Annotated in this window: 4 protein-coding genes; 1 reads left to right on the top strand and 3 read right to left on the bottom strand. The window is 53.6% G+C overall.

Annotated elements, in window-relative coordinates:
* Window positions 1–199 precede the first annotated feature (199 nt).
* Entirely contained in the window at window positions 200–2,614 is a 2,415-nt protein-coding gene (locus AC5S16_RS00200; protein ID WP_493927984.1) for an amylo-alpha-1,6-glucosidase, read from the top strand.
* A gap of 11 nt (window positions 2,615–2,625) precedes the next feature.
* Here the strand turns inward: AC5S16_RS00200 and AC5S16_RS00195 are convergent, their stop codons facing one another.
* The 3 genes from AC5S16_RS00195 to AC5S16_RS00185 all read right to left on the bottom strand — a co-directional run bounded on the left by AC5S16_RS00195 (window position 2,626) and on the right by AC5S16_RS00185 (window position 10,811).
* Window positions 2,626–4,788 carry a glycosyl hydrolase 115 family protein gene (locus AC5S16_RS00195; protein WP_493927983.1) on the bottom strand — a complete coding sequence of 721 codons (2,163 nt, stop codon included), beginning with the start codon at window positions 4,786–4,788 and terminating at the stop codon, window positions 2,626–2,628.
* A 187-nt stretch (window positions 4,789–4,975) separates the two neighbouring features.
* Entirely contained in the window at window positions 4,976–8,347 is a 3,372-nt protein-coding gene (locus AC5S16_RS00190; protein ID WP_493927982.1) for a TonB-dependent receptor, read from the bottom strand.
* 217 nt (window positions 8,348–8,564) lie between these two features.
* A complete protein-coding gene (locus AC5S16_RS00185) occupies window positions 8,565–10,811 on the bottom strand; it encodes a GH92 family glycosyl hydrolase (protein ID WP_493927981.1) in 2,247 nt (748 codons plus the stop codon).
* Window positions 10,812–10,821 lie beyond the last annotated feature (10 nt).

The following is a 10,821-nucleotide window of genomic DNA, read 5'->3' as shown; positions in this document are numbered from 1 at the left end:
TTATTTAGAACGACGTAAATGAAGCTGCATTACGCGATTTCTTGAGTCATTCCCGCGAGCCAAGATGAAACAAATCCTGAGAAGTCTGTTTTGTTTTTTTCTGCTGGCAATATCTGCCCACGCACTAGCTCAACAACCAGTCTCGAATTCTTCAGAGGGCCTGGCACTTAGCACAGACGCATCCGCGGCAGACCGCTTCGTGGCTGTCCATGGACAACGCGCTGCACTTATGGGTTACTCGCAGCAGGGACTGGAAGCGTGGGCGTATCCATTCCAGATACTTTCAGGCTATCGTGTCGGCTTTCAGCCGCAAGGAACTACCAGCGAAGCCGACGGGCGGATATTGCTGAAGCGCGTGATCTATCGCCCGGATTCGATCACTCGTATATATATCGGCTCTGATTACATAGTGAATGAAAAGCTCTTCGTCCCTATCGACCAGCCCGCAACCATCATTACTTATGAGGTGAAGTCTCAACAGGCAATCGACATCGTGGTGCATTTCACACCGGTCCTCAACCTCATGTGGCCCGGAGCCGTTGGAGGACAAAGTACCTCATGGAATCCTGCCGCTTCGGGATATGTAATCTCTGAATCCTCGCACAACAACTCTGCTGTTGTTGCATCGCCTCAGATCATCGCTCACGACCAGACAGCCAACAGCACACTACGGCCTGATCATGCTTTGGCATTTACGCTGCGGCCTTCTGCAGGAACAGCAGAGGTTTTCATCGCGCTCCATTCTTCGGGAACCGGCGATGCCTCAGCTACCATTCAGTCGCTGATGACAAGTCTGCCGAGTCTGGAAGCGCAATCTAAAACTCATTACGCAAACCTTGAGAGGTCGTCACTTCAGATCCGAACACCCGATGAACAGGTCAATCAGACGCTGGCATGGGCGAACATCGCGCTCGACCAGGCATGGGTCTGCAACCCGAAGATTGGCTGCGGCGTGGTTGCAGGATATGGACCATCGAGAAACGAGCGCCGCCCGCAATATGACTGGTTTTTTGCCGGAGACGGCTTGGTCGCGGTGAATGGTCTACTCTCAGCTGGCCAATATGCAAGGGCGCGAGAAGAACTGGAGTTCATCGCAAAGTATCAGGACCAGAAGACGGGAATGATCTGGCACGAGATTTCGCAGAGCGCCGGATATATCGACTGGTCAAAATATCCCTACATGTTCGTGCATGTAGACATCACTTTCGATTACCTCGCTGTCATAGCACACTACGTATCTGTTACTGGAGACGCCGCCTTCGCCAATGAACACTGGCCAGCCATTGATGCTGCGTATCGCTACTGCCGGTCCATCATCAACCCGCGGGATCATCTTCCGCATATTCCTGAAGGCAAAGAAGGTGGCAATGAACAGGAAAGGCCTGATGATGACCTTGGACTCTCTTCGACATGGATAGCAGCCAGCGAAGGTTTTGCTGACCTTGCCAATCTTACAGGGCACAAGCAGGATGCCGAGGGAGCGCTTGAAGCAAGCCTGCTTGCACGAACTGCAGTTGCAGCGAACTACTGGGACGTAACTCATCAGTTCTGGATCGATGGGCACACAGCGTCGGGCAAACCCATCTTCACTCGCCGCAGCGGATTTCATTCCGTCATTCGGCAAAATATATTTTCTCCGCAGCAGAATGAAGATCTCCTTAATCAACTCGCTTCTGCTCAATTTCAGACCGATTGGGGCATGCGCAGTGTTGCATCCGATTCGCCGATCTTCAATCCTTATTCCTATGCTGCAGGCAGTGTCTCAGCACTGAATTCAGCTAACGCGGCATTGACTTTCTGGAAAGCACATCGCCCGGATGCAGCTTTCTCCATCTGGCATGACATTCTCGCCTGGAACACGCTTGACTCTCTGGGCCATCTGCACGAAGTGCTCGCCGGAAACGTTTATCATCCGCAGCTCGAATCCGTTCCCGAACAAACATGGTCATCCGCGGGCCTGCTGAATGCGACAGTTGACGGACTCTTCGGTCTCGAAATCAACGGACTGCAAAACAGCGTTGTCTTCGCGCCCCGTCTACCTGCTCAGTGGACAGATGTTTCCATTGAGAACATCTCACTGCCTCACTCGAAGCTGTCCTTCACTCTTCGCCAGGCCCCAGAAAGCCTTGACCTTGAGCTACACAATGATGGTCAGCCAGTGAAAGTTCTCTATGAGCCACACTTACCCTTTGGGGCACGCCTGGTTAGCGCGGATGTAGATGGGCATCCGGTGAAAGCGGAGATGCGTCATTTCCCGGAAGAAGATCAGGCTCATCTCGAAGTGGAAGTACCCACAGGTTTCAGCCATTGTCATTTGCGTTTTGCCGAAGGCGTATCCATTATTCAAACGCAACGTAGCCTGCAGATCGGCGATGTGAGCACTGAAATAAAAATCAAGAGCCTCAGATGGACCGGGAATCAATTACATATCGATGCTGACATTGCTTCATCTGCACCAACCACACTTCAATTGAAAACGCCACTGCAGATCGCCAGGGTCGAAGGCGCAACATTGCGCGCAGCCTCTACTGACACTTATGAGTTGACGGTCCTGCCAGAAGATAATTCGAACTACAAAGCTACAGAAATTGTAGTTAGTTTCACCAGGAGATAAGCCGGCTGGATCTAATGCACATCGACGGTCCGATTTCCCTCATACCTCATGATGTGGAAGTATGCTTCCCAGCCACTCCATGAAACAGGTGCAGGCAGTCTCGCAAACGAATCCTCCAACTGCTCTTCATAACTCTGCGCCAGTTCGTGTGTGCGATAGACACCGGTCAGCCAGTCTCCGCGATACCAGTTCTTCCACTTGCCGTATTCAGCCTTTCTCATGGACTCCTGTACGGTATCAAGTGCGCGTAGAGCGTCGGCAATTTCTGTGCGGGCTTCGTCTGTCTTTCCCGCCCCGGCGTGCTCGGCTGCTTTTGCAACCAGTCCAAGAGCACGATTGCTCTCGCGGTTGATCGTAATCATCGTAAGAACCGCCGCCTGGTAGTATTCGCGACGATCGGGATCGATCATCTTCTCGGCTGCCACCGCGTGGTCCCACACTGCATCCCACCGCGGCTGTGCTTCGTTGCATTCCTGAATATCATGCTCGAGCGCTGCATGCTGCGCCTGCTCGTCGAGCGATGGAAAAACCCGCGGCATCGTCCACTTCGGCGATTGGCTCGGCATGGCAATCACCTGGTGTTCGCTCAATGTTTCGAGAAGAATGCGGCGAATCTCCGAGTGATAGTGCTGATCGCCATACTCGCGGGGAATCCTGCTCAGCAGCGGCGACGCTGCTGTGTTCGGCGCTCCCGGAGGAGGCAGGTTCGGGCGTATCGATGGAGCCGCAAAATATTCCTTGTACACTGACGTCAGTGCGTCGGCAGACTTCGCTCCGAACTCTTCGGTGGCCCAGCGGCGGTAGAAGGCATCGTCTGCATTCGCTCCTTCAGGAACTCCCGCCCACGCGACTTCCATCAGAGCGCGGGTTGTCATGGCGACCGGCCGGATGTCGCTCGTATTTACGAGCAGGTAAGATGTAGCGCCGGCGTGGATATACCGGCCAAGCTCCGATTGAATACGCGCAACCGGAACCATCTCTGAAAGTTGATTGGCCTGGCCATTCATCATGGCGACATGAAAGTAAGCGCCCTGCCCTGCAGCTACCTGCCCACCATCCTGCATGTCGCCGTATCCGGTATCAGCCCATACAAGCATCACTTCGGGCGGAATCTTCAGATAGCCTTTTTGCCTCAGACGCGCTCCTTCCTGCCACAGATCGGTGACGAACTGAGCCTTCGGATAACGTGCCCGCACAATCTTCATCTGCGTGGCAATGGCCTGGCTGACCCGTTGCCCCAGCAGCGGATCGTTGTCACGAACACTGGGATCCAGCGATGCATAGCTTGAATCTGACAGGCCGCGCAGCCCAACACTCCAGAGAATCTCTTCATCCGGCTTATAATCTGCGACGGCATTCGTCCAGGCGCGCTCAAGAATCTCAGGATGAGTAGAAAGATTGTATGGAACGTCCTGCGGCCAGCGAGCCACATTCACGCCAAGCGGAATGGCGTGATGCTGATTGATGATCAGCCCGCGCTCCGTAGCCAGGTGCACCGGTGCATCGTCAGGAAAGGTCCACGTTCCCGGCACAACCATATTCCCTTTGAGCCGGAGAATGGTTTCATACACGTTGTCCCACACCTTGAGAGAGATCCCTGTCTGGTTGCCCTTGTCAGGTGCAATCCAGCCGGTAAGCAGGTCTTCGTCATTAGGGAAAAATCCGCGATACCGAAACACAGGCTTCGGATAGATATGCGCGAAATCCGGAGGCAACGCAATGGAACTTCGTCTTGCCGGTTGTTTGTCCGTCCAGAGATACATCGGATCAATGCCCAGGTATCGCTGGGAAAACTCATAGATGGCAAATATCGTTCCGCGCATGTCTGCGCCTGTCAGGCAAACTATGCGCTTCGCGCTGTTCCTGCCTGATGTACCAGCAATCGAAAATGCGAAGCTCTCCGTATCCGTCGTCGTTGCACACTTCATGCCTGGTAGAAGATCTGTGCTTTGCGCAATCAACAGAGAGACCGGCCCGGCTTCATCGAGGCTGCTCACCACACGCGGCTCCTGCCCGAAAACCTTATTGAAGTCGCTCCGCAGATCTTCTGTAGCTCGCTTGATGGGTCCGGGAGTGCCTGCGCTCTCCACAATCGTGATGGAGCCGTCGATGGTTACCCCAGACGTCTGGTGTGCTCTTTGTGCCTGCGCAACTATGCAGAGGACAGAGGCCATTGTGCAGAGGATTGCAAATCTTTCCGAAGTCCTTCGAACACATTCAGACGCGGTATTTCTCAATAACATTCTTCACTCCTCTTGTAAGTAGATCGAGATGAGTTAGAACGTCTGCAATCTCGCGCTCAGCAGAAGTCCTTAGATCGATACGCTTAAATTGCTACATTCCTGCACAACCACTGGCCTTCTAAAAATCGATCTTGAGGCTGAGTTGCAGAATTCTCGGAGCATAGGGCGTAACCGTTGTAATGGTTCCGAACAGGTTTGCATTCGACAGCGTTACATTGTTCGGCGGAGGAAGGTTAGGGTGGTTCACGCAATTGAAGCACTCAGCGCGCGCTTCAAGCTGTGTCGCCTCCGACAAGGGGATATACTTCATAATCGCCCCATCCAGATTGATATAGTTCGGTCCATAGAGCGAATACGGGCGTGTATTGCCGAACTGCCCCTTAGGAGCCGCCTGAAATGCAGCGGGATTCAGCCACTTTGTGCGGCCAGCCCCGTGCAGGTAGGGCTTGCCGACAAGGTTGGGACGGTCGAGTCCAACTCCAGTCAGCGAGACATCGGTTCCAGTCAGCGGCGTAACGGGAATGCCCGACGCCCACGTGAAGATCGGCGCAAGCTGCCATCCATCGAGGAGTGACTTCGTCCAGCCGCCGCCACTGACGCTGCTCCTGGCTACGACCGAAGTTACAAAGTTGTGCCGTAAATCTTCACCACAGTTGCTGTAGTCTGCGTTGGGATTTGCAGGGTTTTGAAAAGTATTTCCACCGAGATCTCCCACATCCGTCGCACCGGTAAGGCAATGCGAGTAGGTGTAGTTACTCAGTAAAGTAAAGTAGTTCGCAAAGCGATGCTGGAGCGTGAGCAACAGGCCGTTATATGTCGACGCGCCGCCATCGTACTCCTCCGATACCTGCGAGAAGTACGCGCCTTTTGCTGTGCTTTGCAGCGCAAGAGTGCGCCTGCTGTTTGTATTTCCTGTGCTCGAGCAGGCCGCTCCAGTTCCAGGTGAAACTGTAAGCGGACCGCAACTACCGGGACCAGTCCATGTTCCCGGAATGTAGACAGCGGGATTCTGTTCATTTCCTGCCCAGATATGCAGAACATGGTTGCCGAGGTAGGCTGCAGTCGCCACCCAGTCCTTCGCAAACTGCTTCTGTACAGTCAGGTTCCATGTCTGCGCATAACTTGGCTTCAGATTGACAGGAAATACAAAGTAAGAGCCCTGCGTGGGAAAGAATGCGTTCTCGGGATTTGGCGGGAATGGCTGAGGAAACGGATTGCCTCCGGGATAAGCGGCATAAGGATTCGACAATCCGCCAGCCGGTGCCGTCAGCGTAATTGCATCGCCCCAGGGCGCATTGTTTTCAAAGCGATCTTCGAGATATATCTGCGGCGTCTGGAAGCCGAGCGTGTACGAAGCACGAATGCTCTCCTCGCCTTTTCCTCTGGGATCGAATGCAATACCGATTCTTGGCTCGAAGTGGTCGAGATGGCGCTCAATATAGCCCTTAGGAATTCCCTGATCGCCATAGAACAGGAGCCCTGCGGGCGCCGTCTTGTATACCTGAGAAATGGTTCCGGCAGCAAAGGCTGCAGGAGAAAAACTCACGCCCCGGCCTGCAGTCTCAACCTCCGGCAGATCGGACTCCCAGCGCAAGCCGGCATTGATCGTCACTCTCGGCGAAAGCTGGTAAGTGTCGAGTGCATATCCGGCGATGATGTTCTTGCGCCATGTGCTTCCGGTGTTATTTCCCTGGTAGATGGTATAAAGCTGGCCCAGCATGAAGTCAGCCAATGCATCCTTGGTGAATTGGCCGTTGAATGTGAGCTGGCTGTTTGCGTTATTTGTGCCTTGCAGGTTCAGGTGGTTGTAAAGATAATTCGCGCCGAATGCAAAATGGTGCTTCCCTTTTGTCCAGAAGAGATCGTCCACCACATTGATGGCATTCGTGGCGATCTGGTAGCTCTCGCAGGTTCCGCACGCAGCCGTAAAATCACCGGATATCGCAAGGTAAATGTAGTTTGGAACCGGGGCGCTGATATTGATCCCCACATCCTGTGGATTAATGAGGTCGGATGCGCTGCCACGGCTGATGCGATTGCGCGTTCCTCCCAGGCGGAAAGAATTCACCAGATTCGAACTGATTGACCACGTGTGGCCGAGCGACACGGTCTGCGCCTGATCGTTCAGAGCGGGATTCGGCTGCGACTGCAGAAGGTTGCCGCCGAAGAATCCCGGCTGCGTGAAGTGTGTGAGAAAGTACCGGCCATAAAAACTCTGCTTATCGCTTCTGGTCCAATCGATGCGTCCGATGAACTGATCCTCATTCTGAGGATTGGGAACGCCATATACGATCTTCCCGCACGGATTCGTTGCCAGAGGAAGATACTTCTGAATCGCCAATGCCGATGCATTGTAAGAGCTGGTTGGGATCTGATTACCTGGAAACGGCTGCCCGCTCGCAGGATTGATCAGCTGCAACGCCTGTCCATTGGAGTGGCAGCCGGCCGACTCAAACTCGCTCCAGTCGCCATTTAGAATCGCCTGCGTAGGCACATAGCTGGTGATGTTATTCGACTGCTGGCGCAGGCGCGTGCCCTGATATCCGCCGAAGAAGAAAAGCTTCTGCTTCACAATCGGTCCGCCGAGCACGCCTCCAAATTGATTGCGCTTCAGCGAATCCCGGGTCGCTGAAAAATAGCTGTTGGCATTCAGTGCGCCGTTGCGGAAGAAATCGAACACGGTGCCATGAAATGAATTCGTACCCCGCTTGGTCACAATGTTGACAATCGCTCCCGGATGCAGCCCATACTGCGCCGAAAGACCGGAAGTCTCCACGTTGAACTCCTGAAGCGCGTCAGGAAATGGAAATGGCAGATTCACGTTGGTCAGCGCGTCATTATTGTCGGTGCCATCCATCAGGTAGTTGGTCATAGTTCCCTGGCTTCCGGCAATTGACAGGCTTACAGAGCTCGGATAATTCTTTGTGCCCACGTTGTCGCCCGCGGGAGCAGTGGTGGATGCGCCGGTCAATAGAATCAGCTGCGTCGCCTGCCGGCCGTTCAGGGGTATATCCACGATCCTCTTTTGATCGACGACCTGGGAAACCGACTGGTCTTCCGTCTGCACCATCGAGGCTCCCGCCTGTACCTGGATGGTCTGTGTGACGCCACCCGGTTGCAGAGTCATATCGATGCGCAGATTATTGCCAACCTGGATGACGATGCCTGACTGGCGATAGAGGCTGAAACCATCTCTACTTACGGACAGTTGATAAGGCCCGACCGGCAGACTCGGGAGGTTGTATCCACCTTGCGCATCACTGGTAACTACACGCCGGAAACCCGATTCTGTCTGAATCGCTTCGATCTTTGCGTCCGGCACAGCCAGACCAGTCGTGTCTGTGACAGTTCCCTGAATCTGTCCGCTGCCTATAGCCTGTGCATGCGCCAGAGACACAGTCAGATTGAAGAAAAGAGAAAGCGCCGCCATTCCAACTGCTGCTACAGATTTTGCGAGCCCGTTCCTGTTGCAGTCCCACAATGAAGACATTGTGAACCTCCAAATAATTCGGCGCGCGAATTATATAGGCACGGCGACAACGATTGTCAAACTGGAAGCCCAAAGCGGTCAATGTTGGAACGCAATTATTCGAAGACAATTTTCCGACGGCTATTCTCGCCGAAAAAAGCTCGCTGGTGTGTTTCGCCGGCAAGGAAGAAACTGAATAAAATTCGCGCTTCGAATCAATAAGACTGCCAGCGTGCGCTCAAACAGCGAGAAATTCGAGATGTGCGTTGCTCAACAGTGCAGTATGCGGAATGGATGCGCCGTGTTGAACGGTCCCGTTCAACTTTATCTGATTATAGAAATCTCCCGGCCTTTTTCTTGCAGTATCAATGCGAATGGTCCGCCCTTCAGGGAAACGAATCTCTACCGAATTGAAAAGAGGCGCTCCCAGTGTCCAGTCAGGCTTGCCGGGGCAGAGAGCAAATAAACCTAACGAGCTTAAGATGTACCACGCGCTTGTCGCTCCTGTGTCTTCATCACCTGCAAAGTTGTCGGGAGAATAAAGCTCATTGAGAACACGATGAACCCAATACTGTGTTCTGTCTCTCCGGCCTGCCGCAGTAAACATGTACAGCACATTGTGGACTGGCTGATTCGAATGGGCATATTGGCCAAAGTCGGCTGCTGCCATTTCTGACATTTCATGGATTTCAAAACCATAGGTGCCGACATGAAATACCGGAGCCTGCGTCAGCATCTCCTCGAGGTATTTCACAAAAGCATCCCGGCCACCCAAGGCTTCCATCAAGCCTTCGGGATCATGCAGCACGTTGAAGCGATATTGCCACGCGCCCCCTTCAACGTATGCTCCTCCCCAGGTATGCTGTTCGAACGGTTCCAGCCACGATCCATCCGCAAGTTTGCCGCGAATGAATTTTGTGCCGGGATCAAAGATATTTTTCCAATTCTGGGATCGTTTCTCAAACATCGCTGCATCTTCGTGCATTCCTACTGCGCGCGCTACCTGCGCGATGCAGAAATCACCGTAGGCGAAGTCGAGAGTCTGCGCTGCTCCACCACCTACCAGATCGCTCGGAACATAGCCCAGCTTCAGATAATGTTCGATGCCAACCCGGCCATAACCTTTTTCCGGGTTTCCCTTTTGTGTCGCATGCTTTTTCAAGCCCAGGTAAGCAGCGTGAACATCGAAGCCAGTAAGGCTCTTGGCTACGGCGTCGCCAAAGAGGGAGTCGATCAAACTGCCGGTCATAGCGCCGCGATAGCCGGGGCAAGGAAACTGCGGAAACCAACCGCCCTCTTTCAATGCGTTCACCCAGCCCTGAAGAATCTGGCTCAGCCGCTCCGGATAAAGCAGCAGCATCATGGGATACCAGGCATGGTAGTCATCCCAGTAACCATGGTCTGCAAATAAAAATCCGGGCTCCACATTTCCGTTGTAAGGGCTGCGATGCACGATGTTTCCAGAGTTATCCTTCTCATGCCACATGCGCGGAAACAACAGCGTCCGATACAGACATGAATAGAAGGTACGCAGCTGCGTATCGGTAGCGCCTTGAATCCGCACGCGGCCTAACGAGTCTTCCCATACCTTCGCCACTTCCTGTTCAAGCGCCTCAAAGGATTTCTGTCCTACTTCCTGTTCGAGATTGAACAGAGCCTGATCGGAAGAAATAAACGAAGTGCCAATGCGCAGGTTCACCGGCTTTGCCTGCGTCGATGCAAAATGCGCTACGGCAACACGCCGGCCTTTGACCTCTTTTATTTCAAATTTTGCAATTGGCGTGTCTGACTTAAAGACATAGTAAGCAGCAAAACCAGGCTGCACGCCGCCTGCGTTCTGGCGAGTCAGAGCTTTTACAATGCTGCCGGAAGCATCGTACTGCACTTCGGCATCGTCTCCCGGCAGATCGATAAAGACGCCGTGAGAGCCATCGTCTTCAAAAGTAAACCGCATGAGCGCGCCGTGCTCTGTTGGAGTCAGCTCCAGCCAGCAGCGGTATCGCATAAGGCGCACCTTGAGGTAATGAGGCGAGATTTGCAGCTCCCTGGAACGATAGGATGACGCTCGTCCGGAAGGCTCCGGCGATGCATCTCCGCTGAACGGAAGTACAGTTGCAAAACCATAATCTGAAAGCCAGGGGCTGAGCTGATGAGTACAGCGAATGCCCTGCAAGCGCTCGTTGTGAGGCTCAAAAAACCAGCTGCCCTGATCGCTGGATTGTAATGCCCAGTGCGCCATGCCAAACGGCATGGCAACGATGGGCAATGTGTTCCCACGGGAAAAGAGCGGAGTCGAATCCGTTCCTTGCAGCGGATTGACGAAATCAACCAGGCGAGCCGGCGTCTTATGAGCAGCAGAGTTTCCCGGATGCGTCTGCTTCGGGTTATCCGATTCCTGACCTTTTGCATTCCCTATGCAAGAGGCCGCAGCGGCCGAGCTTCCTAATTTCAAAAAAGTGCGCCTGTCGAAGGCAAGCTTATCCACGGTTCCGCTT

This window comes from Acidobacterium sp. FHG110202_01 (assembly GCF_059115305.1).
This window is presented reverse-complemented; position numbering and strand designations above follow the sequence as displayed.